This window comes from Candidatus Rokuibacteriota bacterium (assembly GCA_030647435.1).
In the GTDB taxonomy this organism is placed as follows: Bacteria; Methylomirabilota; Methylomirabilia; order Rokubacteriales; family CSP1-6; genus AR37.
The window spans coordinates 1-17,218 of record JAUSJX010000092.1 but is presented as its reverse complement, the minus strand read 5'-3'; the positions used below and the strand labels follow the sequence as shown (position 1 = coordinate 17,218).

The 17,218-nt window shown below is 66.5% G+C and carries 25 protein-coding genes and 3 pseudogenes; 18 read left to right on the top strand and 10 right to left on the bottom strand.

Annotated elements, in window-relative coordinates:
- Window positions 1-6: 6 nt before the first annotated feature.
- The 4 genes from Q7W02_16610 to Q7W02_16595 form a co-directional block, all read right to left on the bottom strand.
- A complete protein-coding gene (locus Q7W02_16610; protein ID MDO8477781.1) occupies window positions 7-1,230 on the bottom strand; it encodes a type II secretion system F family protein in 1,224 nt (407 codons plus the stop codon).
- A gap of 157 nt (window positions 1,231-1,387) precedes the next feature.
- Window positions 1,388-3,097: a type II secretion system ATPase GspE gene (gene gspE / locus Q7W02_16605; protein MDO8477780.1), complete on the bottom strand. Its 1,710-nt coding sequence runs from the start codon at window positions 3,095-3,097 to the stop codon at window positions 1,388-1,390.
- 391 nt (window positions 3,098-3,488) lie between these two features.
- Complete coding sequence (locus Q7W02_16600) at window positions 3,489-4,295, bottom strand: DUF86 domain-containing protein (GenBank protein ID MDO8477779.1); 807 nt, start codon at window positions 4,293-4,295, stop codon at window positions 3,489-3,491.
- Window positions 4,296-4,346: 51 nt separating this feature from the next.
- A complete protein-coding gene (locus Q7W02_16595) occupies window positions 4,347-4,754 on the bottom strand; it encodes a hypothetical protein (protein ID MDO8477778.1) in 408 nt (135 codons plus the stop codon).
- Window positions 4,755-4,883: 129 nt separating this feature from the next.
- Here Q7W02_16595 and Q7W02_16590 point away from each other — a divergent pair, with 129 nt between their 5' ends.
- The 8 genes and pseudogenes from Q7W02_16590 (at window position 4,884) to Q7W02_16555 (ending at window position 9,505) form a co-directional block, all read left to right on the top strand.
- Window positions 4,884-5,117, top strand: a complete 234-nt coding sequence (locus tag Q7W02_16590) for a hypothetical protein (protein MDO8477777.1) — start codon at window positions 4,884-4,886, stop codon at window positions 5,115-5,117.
- A 202-nt stretch (window positions 5,118-5,319) separates the two neighbouring features.
- Window positions 5,320-5,523: a type II toxin-antitoxin system HicB family antitoxin gene (locus tag Q7W02_16585; protein ID MDO8477776.1), complete on the top strand. Its 204-nt coding sequence runs from the start codon at window positions 5,320-5,322 to the stop codon at window positions 5,521-5,523.
- Window positions 5,520-5,747 carry a type II toxin-antitoxin system HicA family toxin gene (locus tag Q7W02_16580; protein ID MDO8477775.1) on the top strand — a complete coding sequence of 76 codons (228 nt, stop codon included), beginning with the start codon at window positions 5,520-5,522 and terminating at the stop codon, window positions 5,745-5,747. Before Q7W02_16585 ends, Q7W02_16580 begins: the two co-directional genes overlap by 4 nt.
- Window positions 5,748-6,120: 373 nt before the next feature.
- Window positions 6,121-6,270 (top strand): hypothetical protein, encoded by a 150-nt coding sequence (locus Q7W02_16575; protein ID MDO8477774.1) that lies wholly within the window; start codon window positions 6,121-6,123, stop codon window positions 6,268-6,270.
- 406 nt (window positions 6,271-6,676) lie between these two features.
- Window positions 6,677-7,087 carry a VanZ family protein gene (locus Q7W02_16570; GenBank protein ID MDO8477773.1) on the top strand — a complete coding sequence of 137 codons (411 nt, stop codon included), beginning with the start codon at window positions 6,677-6,679 and terminating at the stop codon, window positions 7,085-7,087.
- Window positions 7,088-7,181: 94 nt separating this feature from the next.
- Window positions 7,182-7,421: a type II toxin-antitoxin system HicB family antitoxin gene (locus Q7W02_16565; GenBank protein MDO8477772.1), complete on the top strand. Its 240-nt coding sequence runs from the start codon at window positions 7,182-7,184 to the stop codon at window positions 7,419-7,421.
- Entirely contained in the window at window positions 7,421-7,639 is a 219-nt protein-coding gene (locus tag Q7W02_16560) for a type II toxin-antitoxin system HicA family toxin (GenBank protein ID MDO8477771.1), read from the top strand. The genes Q7W02_16565 and Q7W02_16560 overlap by 1 nt, the downstream gene beginning before the upstream one ends.
- A 730-nt stretch (window positions 7,640-8,369) precedes the next feature.
- Window positions 8,370-9,505, top strand: a pseudogene (locus Q7W02_16555) (IS3 family transposase).
- A 236-nt stretch (window positions 9,506-9,741) separates the two neighbouring features.
- Here the strand turns inward: Q7W02_16555 and Q7W02_16550 are convergent.
- A pseudogene (locus tag Q7W02_16550) lies at window positions 9,742-10,116 on the bottom strand (UDP-N-acetylglucosamine 2-epimerase).
- Between the two features lie 58 nt (window positions 10,117-10,174).
- On the opposite strand from Q7W02_16550, the gene Q7W02_16545 reads away from it, so the two are divergent.
- Together Q7W02_16545 and Q7W02_16540 are read left to right on the top strand one after the other, a co-directional pair.
- Window positions 10,175-10,393 (top strand): addiction module protein, encoded by a 219-nt coding sequence (locus Q7W02_16545; GenBank protein ID MDO8477770.1) that lies wholly within the window; start codon window positions 10,175-10,177, stop codon window positions 10,391-10,393.
- A 430-nt stretch (window positions 10,394-10,823) separates the two neighbouring features.
- A complete protein-coding gene (locus Q7W02_16540; protein ID MDO8477769.1) occupies window positions 10,824-11,189 on the top strand; it encodes a hypothetical protein in 366 nt (121 codons plus the stop codon).
- Between the two features lie 39 nt (window positions 11,190-11,228).
- Here the strand turns inward: Q7W02_16540 and Q7W02_16535 are convergent, their stop codons facing one another.
- The gene (locus Q7W02_16535; protein MDO8477768.1) at window positions 11,229-11,336 is read right to left on the bottom strand and encodes a type II toxin-antitoxin system HicA family toxin; all 108 of its coding nucleotides are present in this window, start codon (window positions 11,334-11,336) and stop codon (window positions 11,229-11,231) included.
- A complete protein-coding gene (locus Q7W02_16530; GenBank protein MDO8477767.1) occupies window positions 11,329-11,553 on the bottom strand; it encodes a type II toxin-antitoxin system HicB family antitoxin in 225 nt (74 codons plus the stop codon). The genes Q7W02_16535 and Q7W02_16530 overlap by 8 nt, the downstream gene beginning before the upstream one ends.
- 194 nt (window positions 11,554-11,747) lie before the next feature.
- Between Q7W02_16530 and Q7W02_16525 the strand changes: the two genes are divergently transcribed.
- Both Q7W02_16525 and Q7W02_16520 read left to right on the top strand, forming a co-directional pair.
- The gene (locus Q7W02_16525) at window positions 11,748-11,960 is read left to right on the top strand and encodes a ribbon-helix-helix domain-containing protein (GenBank protein MDO8477766.1); all 213 of its coding nucleotides are present in this window, start codon (window positions 11,748-11,750) and stop codon (window positions 11,958-11,960) included.
- Between the two features lie 74 nt (window positions 11,961-12,034).
- Complete coding sequence (locus Q7W02_16520) at window positions 12,035-12,364, top strand: pilus assembly protein (protein MDO8477765.1); 330 nt, start codon at window positions 12,035-12,037, stop codon at window positions 12,362-12,364.
- A 34-nt stretch (window positions 12,365-12,398) separates the two neighbouring features.
- Here Q7W02_16520 and Q7W02_16515 read toward each other — a convergent pair whose 3' ends face one another.
- The 3 genes from Q7W02_16515 to Q7W02_16505 all read right to left on the bottom strand — a co-directional run bounded on the left by Q7W02_16515 (window position 12,399) and on the right by Q7W02_16505 (window position 13,752).
- Window positions 12,399-12,731 (bottom strand): DUF5615 family PIN-like protein, encoded by a 333-nt coding sequence (locus Q7W02_16515; GenBank protein MDO8477764.1) that lies wholly within the window; start codon window positions 12,729-12,731, stop codon window positions 12,399-12,401.
- Window positions 12,728-12,955, bottom strand: coding sequence for a DUF433 domain-containing protein (locus tag Q7W02_16510; protein MDO8477763.1), 228 nt, complete (start codon window positions 12,953-12,955; stop codon window positions 12,728-12,730). Before Q7W02_16510 ends, Q7W02_16515 begins: the two co-directional genes overlap by 4 nt.
- A 572-nt stretch (window positions 12,956-13,527) precedes the next feature.
- Window positions 13,528-13,752: a DUF433 domain-containing protein gene (locus Q7W02_16505; GenBank protein ID MDO8477762.1), complete on the bottom strand. Its 225-nt coding sequence runs from the start codon at window positions 13,750-13,752 to the stop codon at window positions 13,528-13,530.
- Here Q7W02_16505 and Q7W02_16500 point away from each other — a divergent pair.
- The 6 genes and pseudogenes from Q7W02_16500 (at window position 13,751) to Q7W02_16475 (ending at window position 17,084) form a co-directional block, all read left to right on the top strand.
- Window positions 13,751-14,440, top strand: coding sequence for an ABC transporter permease subunit (locus Q7W02_16500; protein MDO8477761.1), 690 nt, complete (start codon window positions 13,751-13,753; stop codon window positions 14,438-14,440). The two genes, Q7W02_16505 and Q7W02_16500, sit on opposite strands and share 2 nt — an antisense overlap.
- A gap of 184 nt (window positions 14,441-14,624) precedes the next feature.
- Window positions 14,625-14,843: pseudogene (locus Q7W02_16495) on the top strand (hypothetical protein).
- Between the two features lie 522 nt (window positions 14,844-15,365).
- A complete protein-coding gene (locus Q7W02_16490) occupies window positions 15,366-15,674 on the top strand; it encodes a hypothetical protein (protein MDO8477760.1) in 309 nt (102 codons plus the stop codon).
- A gap of 517 nt (window positions 15,675-16,191) precedes the next feature.
- A complete protein-coding gene (locus tag Q7W02_16485) occupies window positions 16,192-16,536 on the top strand; it encodes a DUF4258 domain-containing protein (GenBank protein ID MDO8477759.1) in 345 nt (114 codons plus the stop codon).
- Entirely contained in the window at window positions 16,533-16,754 is a 222-nt protein-coding gene (locus Q7W02_16480) for a YgiT-type zinc finger protein (protein MDO8477758.1), read from the top strand. Before Q7W02_16485 ends, Q7W02_16480 begins: the two co-directional genes overlap by 4 nt.
- Before the next feature lie 84 nt (window positions 16,755-16,838).
- The gene (locus Q7W02_16475) at window positions 16,839-17,084 is read left to right on the top strand and encodes a DUF4926 domain-containing protein (protein ID MDO8477757.1); all 246 of its coding nucleotides are present in this window, start codon (window positions 16,839-16,841) and stop codon (window positions 17,082-17,084) included.
- Window positions 17,085-17,218: the final 134 nt, after the last annotated feature.

Genomic DNA, 17,218 nt, shown 5'->3' with positions numbered 1-17,218 from the left:
GCGGCATTAGATGGGGATGTCGGTGATTGAAAGGATGGCCATGAGCATGGCCACCACGATGAAACCCACGACGAGCCCCATGAGCAGGATGATGCCCGGTTCCACCAGGGCGATGAGGCGCTTGACCACCTTGCGCGTGTCGGCCTCGAAGGTGGCGCCGACCTTGAGCAGCATCTCTTCGAGCCGTCCCGTCTCCTCGCCGACCCTGACCATGTGGACCGCAAGCGGGGGAAAGGTCTTGGTTTCTTCCATCGGCCTTGACAGGCCCGCGCCGCGCCTCACCCCGTCGCTCAAGCTCTCGACGGCGCGCGCTATGGCCTGGTTGCCCATCATCTCCTTCACGACGCCCAAGGCGGCCAGCATGGGCACCCCGCTCCGGAGGAGCGTGCCCGTGATGCGGGCGAAGCGCGCGACCTCGGTCTGGAGAATGACAGGGCCGATGACGGGAAGTCCGAGCAGGCGCTGATCCGCCTGGAGGCGCCCGGCGGCCGATGACAACCAGACCCGGAGCGCCAGCACGATGCCGAGCCCCGCGCCGGCGAGAGCCCACCAGTAATGCCTCAGCCAGGCGCTCAGCGAGAGGAGGACCTGCGTGGGCCAGGGAATGGTGCTGCCAAGATCGCGGAAGATGTCGGCGAAGCGCGGGATGACGAATGTCATAAGAAAAACCACGGCCGCGGCGCCCACCCCGGCGAGGAGGCTCGGGTAGATGAGAGCGGAGACGAGGGTGTCCCGAAATTCCTGGGCTTCCTCGAGGAACTCGGCCAAGCGGCGGAGCGTGGCCTCGAGCACGCCGCCCCGCTCGCCCGCCCGGACCATATTAACGTAGAGGCGCGAGAAGGGACGGGGGTGGTGCTTGGCGAGCGCTTCGCCCAGGGAGGAGCCGCCGCGCACGCTGCGCAGGACATCGGCCGTGATGGCGCGCAGGCGCGGATTGGGCGCCAGCTCTTCCTGGATGCCGAGGGCTCGGTCGAGGGGGAGGCCGGTCTCGAGGAGCGTGGCCAGCTGCTGGGTGAAGGCGACCAGCTCGGGACCCGCGACGCGGCGCTGGCGCAGAGCAGGCCACGACAGGCCGGCGAAGCCCGGGCGCTCTTCCTGGGGGGCGACCTGGATGGGGAAATAGGCGTCGCGCTGGAGGCGCTCGACGACGCTCCGCGCGTCGGGGGCTTCCATGACGCCGTCTATGGTTTGCCCCCGCTGATCCGCCGCTTTATAGATGAAGACCGGCACGCTGCCTCTCTCTCGCCCCCTCACCCTACCCTCTCCCCCATTGGGGGGGGAGGGAATCGGTCGGGAGCCTCTGCTCTGCATGTGACCCCGTGGGGGCCCTTGCATCCCGTTCTATTGCACCCCCTCTCCCCTCTGGGGAGAGGGTAGGGTGAGGGGGCTACGTGTCTTCCTGCGTGACGCGCAGGATTTCTTCGACCGTGGTGATGCCCGCCCGCGCCTTGGCCCAGCCATCGTCGCGCAAACTCACCATGCCGTGCTCGATCGCGTGGCGCCGGATCACCCCCGAGGGCCGCTTGTTCAGGATGAGCCCGCGAGCCTCCTCGGTGATCACGAAGAGCTCGTAGATGCCCGTGCGGCCGCGGTACCCGGTCCCGTGGCAGTTGTCGCAGCCTTTGCCCCGCGAGAGATCGATCCCAGTCCCGTCGGTGACGCCGATGGCCAGGAGATCGCCCGCATCCGGCTGATACGGCGCCTGGCACCCGGTGCAGATGGTTCGCACGAGGCGTTGGGCCAGCACGCAGTTGAGCACAGAGGCCACGAGATACGACTCGGCGCCCATGTCCTGCAGCCGCGTGACGGCGCCGGGCGCGTCATTGGTATGCAAGGTCGAGAACACCAGATGCCCGGTCAGCGCCGCTTGGATCGAGATCTCGGCTGTCTCGAGGTCACGGATCTCGCCCACCATGATGACGTCCGGATCCTGGCGCACGATATGGCGGAGCCCGGTGGCGAACGAGAGCCCGATCTTCGGCCGGACGGGGATCTGGTTGACCCCCGCCAGCTGGTACTCGACCGGGTCCTCGATCGTGATGATCTTCTTCTCCGGCGAATTGATCTTGTCGAGGGCGGCGTAGAGCGTCGTGGTCTTTCCCGACCCGGTCGGCCCGGACACCAGCAAGATCCCGTGCGGGCGCCGGATCAGGCTGTTGAAGGTCTCGGCCACCTTCGGAGAGAAGCCCAGGCGATGGAAGGGCAGGAATACCGACGAGCGGTCCAGGAGGCGCAGCACCAACGACTCGCCGTGGACGGTCGGCACCGTGGACACGCGGATGTCCACCCGGCGGTCGCCGGCCGTCACCCGGATGCGCCCGTCCTGGGGCAGGCGCCGCTCGGCGATGTTCATCTCCGCCATCAGCTTGATGCGCGACGTCAACGCGGCTTGCAGCCGCCGGGGCGGCGACTCCCGGTCGTAGAGGAGGCCATCGATACGGTACCGGATCCGCAACTGCTCCTCGAACGGCTCGACGTGGATGTCCGAGGCCTCGGCGGCCACCGCCTCATCGATCAGCAGGCTGACCAGGCGGACGACGGGGGCCTCAAAGGCCATGTCGCGGAGCTGATTGACGTCCTCTTCGCGGTTGCCTTCGCCGCCGGCTTCCGAGGATCCCATGCCTTCGACGATCTTCTGGAGAGGAGTGGAGGCGCCGTAGGCGCGCTCGATGGCCTCGAGGATGGCGCCCGGCGGCGCCACGCAGAGAGTGACCCGGAGCCCCAAGGTCTGCCGGAGCTCGTCCAGGAGCAGGGGATTGGCCGGATCGGCCGTGGCCACCGTGACCGTGGTGTCGTCGAGGGCCACGGGGCAGGCCGTGTACTGGCGGAGGTACTTGGGGGAGAGGTTCTTCACGATGGGCGGCGTGGTTGGCAATTCCCCTGCCGCCAGGTAGGCAAGGCCATGCTGCTCGGCGACGGCGCGCAGCACCTCTTCCTGCGAGGCCGCCCCCATCGCCACCAGAGCCTCGCCGAGCCGCTCGCGCTCGTGCTTCGCGCGCACCAAGGCGTCCTGTAGGGTCTCCGGCCCGATGATCCGGCGCCCCAGGAGGATCTGGCCCAGCCGCTGGGCCGCGGTCACGAGCTTCTCGTTTGCCACGGTATGTGAAGTATCGGCCCTCGGCGTGAGGGCCGTCAACCTTTCTCCTTTGAAGGCGGATCCATCACCGGGCGGCGGAACGCCGACGCGACTCGTCCAGCCCCGTAGTGAATAAGTCTGCGAATCTAGGCAGTTCCAAGGCTCCCAAGAGCGGGCTTGTCACGAACCGCCCCGCGGGGCGCTCTCTTTCTGCTTCAGCTCTGCGAGGTCGCGCTCGAGGATCTCGCGCCGGCCGCGCTCGTCGGTGAGTCCCGCCTCGATCCGGCGCAGGGTCTACGTGATCGCCTGGTACTCCTGCTCGAGTCGCTCGAATCGCTGGTAGATCTCATCGAAGTGCCCGGCCATGTCCTGTCGCAGCTCGGTCAAGCGGCGGTCCGCCTCGTGGGCGGCGCTATCTCTTCAGGAAGGCGAGCACCTCGCCCTTGAAGGCGTCGAAGTCCCCGAGGCGTCCGCGCACCGTCTCGAACACGAGCTCGTCGTTGATGCGCCCGTACTCGTGGCCCAGGAGGGTGCCGAGCCCTTTCATGCGCCGAAGGGTGGCGGCCATGGGCCCCGAGATCGCGCCGTGTCGAGAGAGTCTCTCGAAGAGGTCGTCCTCCTCGCCCGGCAGCCCCAGCCGGAGCCCCACCACCAGCAGGGCGCAGATGTCGATGACGGCTTCCACGGACACCTGGATCAGTCGCTCGCAGGCGCGCTTCGTCTCGGTGCGCTGATAGGCCTCGAACCGATCCGGCGCCACGGCCCGGCGCTCGCCCAGGTATCCCTCGAGCTCGTCGAGCTTGGCGAGCACCCGGTCCCGGTCAACCACGCAGGACCTCATCGAGGTGAGGTACCGGCGGTGGATGTGGCGGAAGCCCTCCCAGGCCCGCGCCGTGCGGATGGCGACGGCATAGAGGGCCTCCTCGTCCCGCGCGTAGAGGACCACGCCTTCTTTGAGGACCCGGCTGCGGATGTGAAGCGGCAGCGCCTGGAAGATCGCTACGTCGAGGTTTGCCACCGCCACGTACTCGAGCCGCTTCTCCGCCCGGTCGCGATCAGAGCGCGGTTCCGCCCCGAGCACGAGACAGACGTCGAAGTCCGAGCTGGGGGCAGCGTCTCCGCGGGCGCGGCTCCCGAAGAGGAGCACCGCGAGCACGTCGGGGTCCGTCTTGGCGCGGGCGACGAGGCGGGCGAGGGCAGGCGGGGCGCTGGCGTCCATGCGCGCATGATACGTGGGCGGCCGAGGAGTGGTCAAACCACGCCGGGCGCTCTAACGTCCGAGGCGCTGCTCGATCTCCTCAATCCGGGACTGGAGCGCAGCCACGTGCTGCTTCAGCTCCGCGAGGGCGCGCTCGAGGATCTCGCGCCGACCGCGCTCGTCGGCGAGCCCCGCCTCGATCCGGCGCAGGGCCTGCGTGATCGCGTGGTACTCCTGCTCGAGTAGCTCGAATCGGTGGTAGATCTCATCGAAGTGCCCGAGGATCTCCTGTCGCAGCTCGGTGAAGCGGAGGTCTACCTCGTCGAACCGGCGGTCCATCTCGGTGAACCGGCGATACACTTCGCCGAACCGGCCGTTCACCTCATCGAACCGGCCGTTCACCTCGCCGAACCGGCGGTCGATCTCGGTGAACTGACGTCCCAGGAATTCGACGAGCTGCTGGTACTCGGTCGAGGTCATGGTCCATGTCTATCCCAGGTCCAGGCTCTGTTCAAGTGTGTCTAGCTGTGGACAGGCGGACGCGCGGCGATTCGTGGTTGCCCTGGCGCGCCCCCCGGTCGCGTTCACCGCGAAGTTGACCTGCCCGTTGTGAGCCGCCTGGTCCCGGAGATCCACGTCCACCTCGTCGCCGCCATCTCTAACGGCCTCATCGTCGAGTACATGCCGTGGACGCTCCGGCTCTTCGAGGAGACGCCCGGAAGGGAGGCGGTACAGGAGAGTCTTACGCCAGTTGATGCCCTCTTCGTCGGCGCTGTGGACCGCCGCGCCCCGCTGGCCGCCGGGGCGGGCGCAGCTATGAAGCTCGGACGAGACCTATGGTAAGCTGCATTCCCGCCGCTCGCGCGGCCCTGTGGATTAGAGGCAGGGACGGCATCCGCAGCGTTCCTGTCATCTCCTCGGTGGAGGGCAAGCATCTGGTTGTTCTGGTCGTCAGGATCGGCCACCGGAAGGAAGTGTATGAGAATGTGAGGGTGCAGGCGAGTCGAGTGTTGTTGTGGAGGCAGCGCAAGAAGAGGAGGGCCGCATGAAAGTTCACGTGGTGCTCGAACCGAGCGACGAGGGAGGGTACACGGTCGTCGTACCGGCGCTTCCGGGCTGCGTCAGCGAGGGAGACACCAGGGAGGAAGCCCTTCGGAACATCGAAGAGGCCATCCGGCTGTATCTCGAACCTGTGGAAGACGACTCCGGGTTCGCTCCAGACGCCGAGGTTGTCGAGATAGCCGTGTGACGAAGGTCCCGAGCCTCAACTTCGATGTTGTCGTCCGGGCCCTTCGTCGCGGCGGCTGGGTGATCGTGCGCCAACGAGGGAGCCACATCAGACTCCAGAAGCACACCCCCGAGGAAACCCTGAAGGTGACGGTTCCAGCCCATCGTCCGATCAAGCGGTCCACGCTGTCCCACTTGCTCAAGCACACCCGGTTGTCGGTCGAGGAGTTCAACACCCTCCTCTGACGGCCCCGGGGGGAGAGGGGCAGGCGGAGCACGCTCGCGAATAAGTTGGCCAGGCGACATAGGCAAGCGGCTGCAGACTTGCCGCAAGACGTTCCAACCGGCCGCACACGCGTATTGTCCCGCGCGCGTGACTTGAGCGCGGCGAGCGCTTTCCTCGCCTCGTCCTGACCGGGGACGGGCGCGGCGGCGATGGCGAGCGCCTGATCGAACTGCCCCGAGGCGGCGTGGAGGCCGCCGAGCTGGAGACAGCGCCCGGCCGGCCGCGGGTCGAGGGCGATGGCCTCGAGGTACGTGGCCTCGGCCGGCTTGCTCTCGCGCCGCACGAGGTGCGCGGGCATCAGCAGTTCCGCATCACCCACAGGGAGGGTGTGCGGTGGTCCTCTCCCAGGAGGACTACGACAGCCTGCTGGAGACGTTGGAGCTCCTGTCCACCCCCGGCTTGCTCAAGAGTGTGCGGCTCGCCCGCCGGGAGATTGCTCGCGGGGAAACCTTCTCGCTCGATGAGGTGCTCGGCGCGCGATGAGCGCGCGCTGGGACGTGCGGTTTACCAGCCAAGCTCAGGGACATCCTCCGCATCGTCTACAGCCTGGACGAGAAGCCCCGCATCATCTACATCGAGCGAGCGAAGACGCACTACGGGGACTGACGCGCTTCGTGAGCGGGCGGCCCTGCACTATCCCGACGAGCGCCCGGCATGAAAATGAGCTGGGCGGGCCGGGCCGTACTTGGTCGGCAGATCGACCCCTTGCCTGGCCGGTGTTCCCTTCCTTTGTCGAGCGCACGAAGGTGTCCCACTCGATGGTCTCGCCGGTCAGGAGCCGGACGTCCATGCGGGGCCTCACCCCTGACCCTGCCCTCTGGACTTGCATATCAAGCGGGCCACCACCGCGAGGAGGCGGGCGGATGGGATACGAGATGAGGCGCGCGGCATGAGAGGCGCGTGGCTCCGCTGGGGGCTCGTCGCCGCGTGGGCGGCCGTGGTGCTGGCCTTCGGGGGCACGACGATCTTCCCCGATCAGGGGCAGGTGCCGCGGCTCCTGCTCCGCAAGGCCGCCCACCTCGGCCTCTATGGCATGCTCGGCCTCCTCTGCTACGTGGCGCTCGCGCCGCGCGACCGCCGCCGTCGGGCCGGGGCGGGGCGCGTGCTCGCCGCGGTCGCGCTGGTGGTGGCGATCGCGGCGGCGGACGAGTGGCATCAGCGCTTCGTCCGGGGGCGCTACGCGCGCGCGTACGACGTGGGCCTCGACGCCCTCGGCGGCGCGGCGGGCCTCCTCGCCGCCCGCTTCGGCCTCGGCGCCCGGGCCGGCGGCGGCGAGCAGGGAACGCCCAGGGGGCGGTAGGGGAGCAGGGGAGACAGGCAACTGACGGCACTGCTTGGCCGCCAAGTCGGGTACCATGTCCTCCGATGCCATCTGACAAGTTGAGGTGCCGACGATGATTCGACGCTACGTGGACGAAGCCCTGCACCGGGCGCGGTACGACAAGCTCGATGACGGGAGCTTCTGTGCTGAAGTGCCGCCGCTCCGGGGGGTGCTCGCGACCGGACGCACGCTCGAGGCCTGCCGGGAGGAGCTGGGCGAGGTGGTCGAGGAGTGGGTGCTCGTGCGCGTGGCGCAGGGGCTCAGCGTGCCTCCCCTCCGGAGCCTGACGGTGAGGGTGAAGAAGGCCGGCTGATGCCGGCGTGGGGGCCGATCCCACGCCGAGCACTGATCCGTGGGCTGCGGGCTCTCGGCTTCGGTGGTCCCTTCTCGGGTGGGAAGCACCAGTTCATGGTGCGCGGCGACCTCGTCCTGACGATTCCGAATCCGCACGGCCAGGACATCGGCGTGGGGCTGCTCGCGCGGGTTCTCCGCCAAGCCGGCGTGACCAGGGCGCAGTGGGAGCGGATCTGATCATCGCGCTGCGTTGCTGCAAGCTGAGCGGTATATCCCGCGGCTCCGTTGGCCCTCTGGGGCTGATCTTTCTTGGACGCCCCGGCCCGGTCTTACGCGGCCCGCCGCTTCAACCACCGCTTCCGGCCCCCCACTCCTACGCCAACAAGCGCGGTCCCAGCCAGGAGAAGCGTGGTGGGTTCCGGAACCGGTTGCAGCGTGATGTCTTGCGAAAGTACCTGACCCGACGCGGAGCCGTTAGCCTTTATGCTGGATGCGAGATTCCCCGTAAACAGATCTCCCTCAACCTCCACAAGGAAGATCCACGGATACACAGGTCCGAGCGCCAAGGCGTTGTCGCTGTGCGAGCACGCCCACCCCTCGCCACCTTTTGAACACCCTTTACTGTTGATGCCACGGTTATCGAGAACTGTCGCTTCATCGCTGCCCAGGAAGGGGGTCGCCGACCTGGGCCGAGACCATGCCCAGGTGGTACAGATCTCGAGCGTATCGACCATTGGACATCGCCCGAGAGAGTGGCTCGAGCTAAGCTGCGACAGGTTGACCAGGCGGCGAGGCAGGGAAGCCACCACCCGATGAGACTACCCAACGGAGACCGGGCAGAGCTAGGGACGAAGCTCGAAGACTACACGCTCAACATGCTGCACCGCGAGGGTCGACACAAGGCGCGTGGAGTTGACCCGGTTTCGTGGACACTGCAGATCGCACGAAAGTGCGGTAGGAGTGTTCCATGGCCAAGCGCAAGCGGCGGGCGTTCACGGAGGAGTTCAAGGCTGAGACGGTGCGGTTGATCCGCGAGAGCGGGAAGTCCATCGCGGTGGTGGCCCGGGAGCTGGGCCTCACCGAGAGTGCGGTGCGGGTCTGGGTCCGGCAGGCCGGGATCGATGCGGGCCACGGGCCAGCGGGCGCGCTCACGACCGAGGAGCGGGAGGAGCTCGGCCGCTTGCGGCGCGAGCTGCGGACGGCGCGGATGGAGCGCGACATCCTAAAAAAAGCGACGGCCTTCTTCGCCAAGGAGAGCGAGTGAGATTCGCCTTCATCGCGGCGGAGAAGGCCACCTACCCGGTGCGAGTGCTGTGCCGGACGCTGGAGGTGTCGCGGGCGGGCTTCTACGCGTGGCACACGCGGCCCGCGGCACCCCGGACCCAGCAGGATCAGCGGCTCGGGGTCGAGATTCAGGCGATTCACGCTGAGAGCCGCCAGCGCTATGGCAGTCCGCGGGTGCACGCCGAGCTCCGGGACCGCGGGCAGCGGGTGGGCTGCAAGCGAGTGGCTCGCTTGATGCGTGCGCATGGGCTCTGCGCCCGCCGGCGGCGCCGGTTTCGGATCACGACCGACTCCAATCATCCCCTGGCCGTCGCCCCCAACGTCTTGGCCCGGCACTTCACCGTCCCCGCGCCCGACACGGCGTGGGTCACCGACATCACCTATCTCTGGACCCAGGAGGGCTGGCTGTACCTGGCCGTGATCCTCGATCTCTTCTCGCGCGCCGTCGTGGGCTGGGCCCTGAGCGCGCGGATCACCCGGCACCTCACCCTGCAGGCGTTGACCATGGCCCTCGGCCGACGGCGCCCCCCGCAGGGGCTGCTCCATCACTCGGATCGGGGCAGCCAGTACGCCAGCGCCGACTATCGCCGCGCCCTGCGGGTCCACGGGATCGTCTGCAGTATGAGCCGGCGCGGCAACTGCTGGGATAACGCCGTGGCCGAGAGCTTCTTCGCCACGGTGAAGGTCGAGCTGGCGCACGACGCGGCCTGGGCCACACGCACGCACGCGCGCGGCGAGGTCTTTGGATACATCGAGCAGTTCTACAACGGCCAGCGGCGGCATTCCGCGCTCGGCTACCTGAGCCCGCTCGCGTTCGAGCGCCGGTGGGTCCGGGAGGGGGGCACGACGCCGGGGGCCGCGTTGCCGGCCCTCGCAGGGGAGGCGTCCGCGAAACCGAGGGCCGTAGAGGCTCTCACAGCCACGCGGAGGAGGGGGGCCGCTATCTCGGTATCCCCCTCGGCGCCCTCCGTGACCCTCATCAGCAGCATCCCTGGTATCCTCGAGCCTGCTCCGCCGACACCGGTCGGCACCCGAGCAGCGTGTCTCCTCACCCCTTAACCGCTGTGTCTACGGAACCGGGGCAGGTCCACTCTCCCCTGAGCGGGGAGGGTGTCGCTGAGGAGGATCTTCACGATGCGCCGGGCGGCCTGGCCATCCCAGAGCTCGTGAAGCTCGCCCTTGGGCCACTGCCCGTCGGCGGCGCGGCGCCAGTGCGTGTAGATCGCGTGGGGCTCGACTCCGACGACCCGGTTGGTCCCGCAGCGCACCGTGATCGGGCGCTCCGTGTTCTCGCGCAGGGTGAGGCACGGGACACCGAGCGCCGTGGTCTCCTCCTGAATCCAGCCTGAGTCGGTCAGCACACGGCGCGCATTGGCCATGAGCTGCAGGAAAGCCAGATAGGGCAGGGGATCCACGAGCCGGAGGTTGGGCATGGCCGGCACATAGACGCCGGACGTGACCATCCGACGGTAGGGGTATACTGACGCCATGAACGCGCACCTGCTGGCGAAGGCCCTAAAGCTAAGCCCCGACGATCGGCTGCGCCTGATTGAGGCGCTGTGGGAGACGTTCTCCGAGGAGGACATCCCTGTCACACCCGAGGAGCGTGCCCTTCTTGATGCTCGGCTGGCCGATCTCGGGGCGAATCCTGGGGATCAGAGTCCCTGGTCGGAAGTTAGAGCCCATCTCGAACAGCGGCGTCCTTGACACTTCCCGTCTTCCTCCGTCGAGCAGCCGAGCTCGACTGAGCAGCGATCGAGGACTGGTATGACAGTCAGCGTCAGGGCCTTGGTGGTGAGTTTCGGGAAACGGTCGGCGACGCAATCGCGCGCATCGCGGATAGCCCGCTCGGCGACCCGGAACGCTACCGCGGAGCCCGCCGTGTTCTTCTCCGACGATTCCCCTACGTCCTCTGGTACCGATCGTTTGAAGACTTCGTAGTTGTCCTGGCATGCGTTCACGGCAAGCGTGATTCCCGCGAGGTCCGTGCTCGGCTTCGCGGGGACGTCTAACTCCAGGTTGCAGCGGCCGGCGCCTCGCGTTGCTCGGCCCCGCCGCTGAACCTGCGCGTTCGGCGACTGGTCGGAGCGGGAGCCACAATGAGCGGAAGGGCGTTACTCGGGGAGGGAGCGGGGCGATGCGCACCTTGCCGGATGAAGCAGTAGAAGATTTCTTCAAGATCGCGGTGGAAGCGCTGGAGAAGGCAGATGAACTGGTCCGCGGTGGGATGCAGGAGGCGCGCCAACGGCACAACTTCTACGCAGAGCGTCGCCTGGGTCTTGCCTCACAGCGAGAGGAAGGCGCAGGCTGGACGATTTTCCGCGCGATGCTACGGCTAAACTATCCCGGCAAAAATGCTGTTGAGGTGTTGTGGGAAGAACCATACCCGGACGGAAGGCGTGCCGACTTTCTCTTCCGACTGCGCGATTCCAGCGGAGCAATGCGCGTGGCCGCTTGCGTCGAATTGAAGTGGGGGAGACTACCGTCCAGGCGTGATAAGTAACGATATCTCAAAGATGCGAGAGAACTATCCAGGGTCCGCTCAACCGTCAGGGTGATTCCACCGCTCGTGGCTTCCCGTCTGGCGCCGCCGGACGAACCCAAGCCGGCGCGCCACTCGCTGGAAGTCCAGCGCAGTGGCGCTAGGCATTCACGATTTCGGTGGTGTCCTCGGGGAGCTGGGTTCCTCGCTCGAGGAATTCCTCGGCGATCATGTTGAAGACGTGGCTCAGCTCCGCCAAGGCCTCCTCGCGGGTCGGCATCAGCGCGTAACACCCCGCGATGGCCGGTACCTCGGCGACCCAGGATCCGTCGCCCTGGCGATAAAGGACGATCTTGTAGACGTCCAGGCTCCTGTCCTGACCCATGGTTCGAGTGTAGCAGTGAGCGTGATGGCATGATCGGCGCCGGTGCCCGTCTCGATCTCGCCTGCGAGTATCATGTCCGCCGGGGCGCCAGATCGGTCCGTTGCACGGTGGTCAAGAGATCGGGCCGCCCCTCTTCTACAAGATCCTGCGCCAGGGCTTGCCTCGGGGCCCGAGAGCGACTACAATTTTGGCATATGAGCCATACGATCACCGTTCGTGTTCCCAAGGAGCTTGCGGCTTGGCTGGAGCAGGTCGCGGCGAAGACCGGCGTTCCCCAGGGCAAGATTGTTCGCGACCAGCTCGAGAGGGCCAAGGCCGGGAGCCCCCGGCAGTCGTTCATGCGGCTGGCCGGCTCGGTTCGGGGCCCGCGGGACCTGTCCTCCCGTAAGGGGTTCGCGCGTTCGTGAGGGGCATTGCGGATACCGGGTTCCTCGTCGCGTTCGCCAACCGCAACGATCGCCATCACCAATGGGCGGTTGGCGTGGCTGAGCAGGTCAGCGAGCCCCTCTTGACCTGTGAGGCGGTCCTGGCAGAAACGGGGTTTCACCTGCGAAGCGTTTCGGTCGTCCTCGCGATGCTGCAGGAGGGGCTCATTGCTCTGGCCTTCGACTGCCGGGAGCACATCCCCCAGCTCGCCGCGCTCGCCAAGCGATACGCCGATCGGCAGCCCGACCTCGCGGACCTCTGCCTCGTTCGCATGAGCGAGCTCTATCCCGGCCACAGCGTGCTCACCGTTGACCGCGCTGACTTCCGCGTCTACCGGCGCAACAAGCGCGAGACCATCCCCTTAATCTGCCCACCGGCTCTCTGAGCGGGCGCAGAGTGGGCAGCGGGGCTTGTGCGGCTCAACCGAGGGCGAGGAACGCCGTCTCGGGGTCCTCGTTGAATGCGAGGATCGCGGGCTGGTGGACCCGAAGCAACCCCAAGATGTCGTCAGTCGACGAGTTCCCGTGACGAATCCAGATCACCTTTGGGGGTGTTCCAAACAGGAAGCTCCGCTGGCGAAAATCCGCATCTTTGGTGACGATGACGAAGGTGTGTTCGGCCGCGTATCGCCAGACGGACTCGTCGTCCGCGCGTTCCAGCCCAACGTCGCGAACGTCCGTCGACCCGGTGTAGAGGACCGACAATTCCTGGAGCAGCCGTGGGGAGAGATTTTGGTCGAGGAGCAGCTTCACTCAGGCGGGACCGAGTCCAGCTTGCGCTCTCGATCGGCGGCAAAGGCCAGGCAGGCGCGCAGATCGTCCGCGGTGAGGTCAGGGAAGTCCCGGAGAATCTCAGCCTCGGACATTCCAGAGGCGAGATAGTCCAGCACGTCATAGACCGTGATCCGCAGCCCACGGATGCAGGGCTTCCCCCCGCGCTTGCCCGGCTCGATGGTGATCACACGCCGATAGTCCATGCGTTGAGACTACTGCGAACAGGGCATGGCGGTCAACCAAACCGGCTCGACCCGCGCACTGAGTTCAAGCAGCTGCGACTCCCCCGAGGCGGATGGGCCTGTTGCACCGTCCCCTGCAGCCCGCAGTACGTCAGCTCATAGTCAATGGCTTGATCGTCACGGCTGATCATGGCGCGGAACTCGCCGCTGGCCGCCGTGGGGACCGCCGGCACCTCTTCGTAGCCGGTCAGCGCGGCCTGGATCCGCTCGGCGCTGGCAACGGCCGGCGCCGCCACCGCCCTGCGCGATCTGCTCGACCCGCGGACGTACTCGCGCTGAGGCAGTTGTTCTGACCCCGAGGCCTGAGGTGCTGCAACCGATTGGATGCGGCATGCGCGATGACGACCCCGAAAGGGAACCCCGCGATTGGCTGCTGGAACTCGATGCCGCGGTCCATCGTGATCAGGACATCGTAGTCGCCGCTCATCCGGCGCAGGAGATCGCCATTCTTGATGCCGGCCCAGCCGCGTCCGACCACGGTATCAACGTCGTGGCCGGCGAGCTCCAGGGCGAGATCTACGGGCAGGTGCTCGTCAAGAAGGACGCGCACCAGCCAGGAGCGAGTCGCGGGCCAGGTCGAGTGCGGCGATGGCCTGTTCGCGCTTCACGGAAGGAAATTGGTGAAGAAACTCGTCGAGAGTATCGCCACCTTCCAAATGATCGAAGAGCGATTGCACCGGGACCCGCGTGCCGACAAAGACGGGGGTGCCACCGAGGATGTCTGGATTGCTCTGGACGACTTGGCTCAACTGCATCATGCGGATCTCCCCATGGCTTCCCTCGAGATGCTGTCCTCGTAACAAAGAATACCGCAGTTCGTCTTCGGAGCGAAGACGTATCCTTTGGGACACACTAGTGAAGCTTCCCCCTCGACCGCCAATCTGCCGAGAATGCGCTTTGTGGGATCTACGCACCTGGCCCGAGACGGTCATCATGCGGCTCACCGATATCCTGATGGCCTTCCCGTATATCCTGCTGGCGATCGCCATCGTGGCGGGCCTGGGCCCGGGCCTGCGCAACGCGATGATCGCCACCGCCATCGTGGGTTTCCCCATCTACACGCGCCTCGTGCGCGGCATCGTGCTCTCCGTCCGCGGGCGCGAGTTCGTGGAGGCCGCGCGGGCGCTCGGCAGCCCCGATCGCCTGATCCTCGTCCGCCACATCGTGCCGCAGCTCATCTCGCCCGTGGTCGTGGCCTTCAGCCTGGATGTGGGCGCGAAGATCCTGGCGGCGGCGGGGCTGTCCTTCCTGGGCCTGGGCGCCGAGGCCCGGCGGCTGGGGACCGCGGTAGGTCGCGTCTACCGCGACGGCAAGACGCTGACGCCCGACCAGGGGGGCGCGGCGAAGACGCGCGAGATGACACAGGCCGTGCTGGCGGCGTATCAAAACCCGCCGCCGCTCGAGCGGCGCGTCTCCAGGACGGGGGTGAGCACCTTTCCCGCCTGATCACTGCCCGGGAAGGACGTCGCCGAGCTGGGCCGAGACCATGCCAGGTGATACAGATCTCGGGCGTATCGACCATTGGACATCGCCCGAGGGAGTGGCTCGATCTAAGCTGCGACAGGTTGACCAGGCGGCGAGGCAGGGAAGCCACCACCCGACGAGACTACCCAACGGAGGCCGGGCAGAGATAGGGACGAAACTCGAAGACTACGCGCTCAACCTGCTGCACCGCGAGGGTCGACACAAAGCGCGCGTGTTTGAATCCGTCCTCGGGATCACCGCGGGCAGCGCCGATGTGCTGCGGCGCGCCTTGCGCTTCCCTCTGAGCACGGCCAAGGGCACCGGGACCGTGCTCAGTGTATGGATCGTCCGCCACGGGGAAGACTTCCCCCGGCTCACGACCTGTTCGGCGAACAAGCGGACGGGCGGCTTCTGCGTCATAATGCAGGGAGTGAAGGCAGGTCGGGAGGCGCGCGCCCTACACCGTCGTGTTCGCCCAGTCGGTTGAGCGCCACCTTCGGTTGTTGACGGCCCGGGAGCGGACGACGGTCCTCGATGCGATCGGCCGTCAACTGCTTCGCGAGCCGCTCAAGGAGACTCGACACCGGAAACCGTTACGCCCCAACCCGATCGCCCCGTGGGAGCTACGCGTTGGCTAGCTTCGAATCTTCTACGAGGTGACCGGGGCGGAGAGCGGAGTGCTTCGGATCCTCGCGGTAGGGCGGAAGCGTCGCAACGTACTAGCCTGCTCCATTCACGAACGCGTGTTCCGCGTCCTATGCGCCCCCTCACCCTGCCCTCTCCCCCTTCGGGGGCGAGGGGATCGAAACGGCTCCCTCTCCCTCGGAGAGGGAGAGGGTCGGGGTGAGGGTGGCGCATGTGTTCACGCATAATCCGGGCTAGTGGTCGGTGACAAGGAGATACGACTGTGAAGAGGCTCAAGCTGTCATCGGCTGTTCGACCACTCGCGGACTACGTCGACGATTTCGGCGACCAAATGATCGCCTTGACCGAGGGCAATCGTGCGGTCGCGGCAATCGTCCCGTTAAAGAACGTTGATCGCGAATCACTAGCGCTGAGCCAGCGTCCCGAGTTTCTCGAGCTCATCGCCCGCTCACAGGCGGAGTTCGCTCTTGGTCGGACCATCTCACTGGACGAGATGAAGCGTCGAGTGCTGGCCGGGCGGTCGCCGAACAAACGCATGCGGCCTACGGCACGCAAGGCGCGTCGCGGCTGATACCGGCGTTCGGCGGACAGCGGCAGAGTCGCAGGCGGCGAGCCGAGCTTCCGGGTTATATTCTTGGTATGAAGACAGCGATCTCAATCCCAGACGAGGTGTTTGCCGAGGCGGAGAGGCTAGCGCGGCGGCTCAAGAAGTCTCGGAGCGAGCTCTATAGCCACGCCCTTCGAGAGTATGTCGCGAGACACGGCCCGGAATACGTCACCGAGACACTTGACCGAATCTGCGCCGCGTCTCCACCAGAGAAGGATTTTGCTACGGCGGCAGCCAGGCGAACGTTTCGGCGTTCGCCATGGTGATCGCTCAGGGCGAAGTGTGGTGGGCAGACCTACCCGAGCCGCCAGGGCGTGACGGGAAGTTGTCTCGTGCAAAGCTGGAACTCGTGCTCTTCGGCATCGATGTGGTGCTCGGGCGTTAGTCGCCGCCGAACAACCCGCTTCAGCGGACCGGCTGCGCCGGCCGCTGAGCGCCGGCGTTCGGCGCATACGGACTGAAGTGAGAGGGAGACGATGGAGTGGCTCCTGAGAACAGACTTCCCGACGACCCGATCCGCTTCGTCCAGGACCAGGTTCGGCGAGGTCGAATCCTCTGGACCTACCACGTGAATATGCGCCTTGCGGGGCGGTTTATTCTCCGCGAGGTGATCTTAGCGGCCGTCGACACCTACGAGTTGGTCGAGGCGTACCCCGACGATAAGTACCTGCCGAGCTACCTGGTTCTCGCGCGGCATGGGTCCGAGGCATTCCACGTGTTGTTCGCGGCGGACGTCGAAGGTGATAATGTCCGGGCGGTTACGTCCTACCGCCCCGACTCCAGGGAGTGGCAGGCCGACCTCAAGAACAGGAGACCGAGGCGATGAAGTGTACGGTTTGTGGCGCCGAGCTGAAGGCGAAGAGCACCGATCTCCCCTTCAAAGTCCGGGATACGGGAATTGTCATCGTCAAGAGTCTGCCGGTTCTACAATGCGGGAACTGCCCTGAGTATCTCATCGAGGACACAGTGCTCGGCCGGGTCGACCAGATCTTGGCCAAGGTGGAGACGGGAAGCGAGCTCGAGATCATCCGTTATGCCGCCTGACCGCGCGGTGTCGAATCGCCGAACACTCCGCTGCAGCGGACCGGCTGCGCCGGCCGCTGAGCACGGCCGTTATATCGTGTGAGCATGGAGAGCGAAGTCAACATGCACGATGTGGTGGCACTTCTCGAAGATGTGCACGCCAGGCATTTCGAAACCGATCGCCCGCTATTACTGCGCCGCGGGCAGGTCGGCACCATCGTCATGACCTACGATGGCACGGTGTTCGAGATGGAGTTCGCCGGAAGGGATGGGCGCGCCTACGCCATCCTCCCTGTCCGTGCCAGCAGGCTGATGATCCTGAGGGATACCCCCCACTACGCAGTGGCCTAGCCCGGATTATGCGTGAACACATGCGCCACCCTCACCCCGACCCTCTCCCTCTCCGAGGGAGAGGGAGCCGTTTCGATCCCCTCGCCCCCGGAGAGGGACAGGGTGAGGGGGCGCATAGGACGCGGAACACGCGT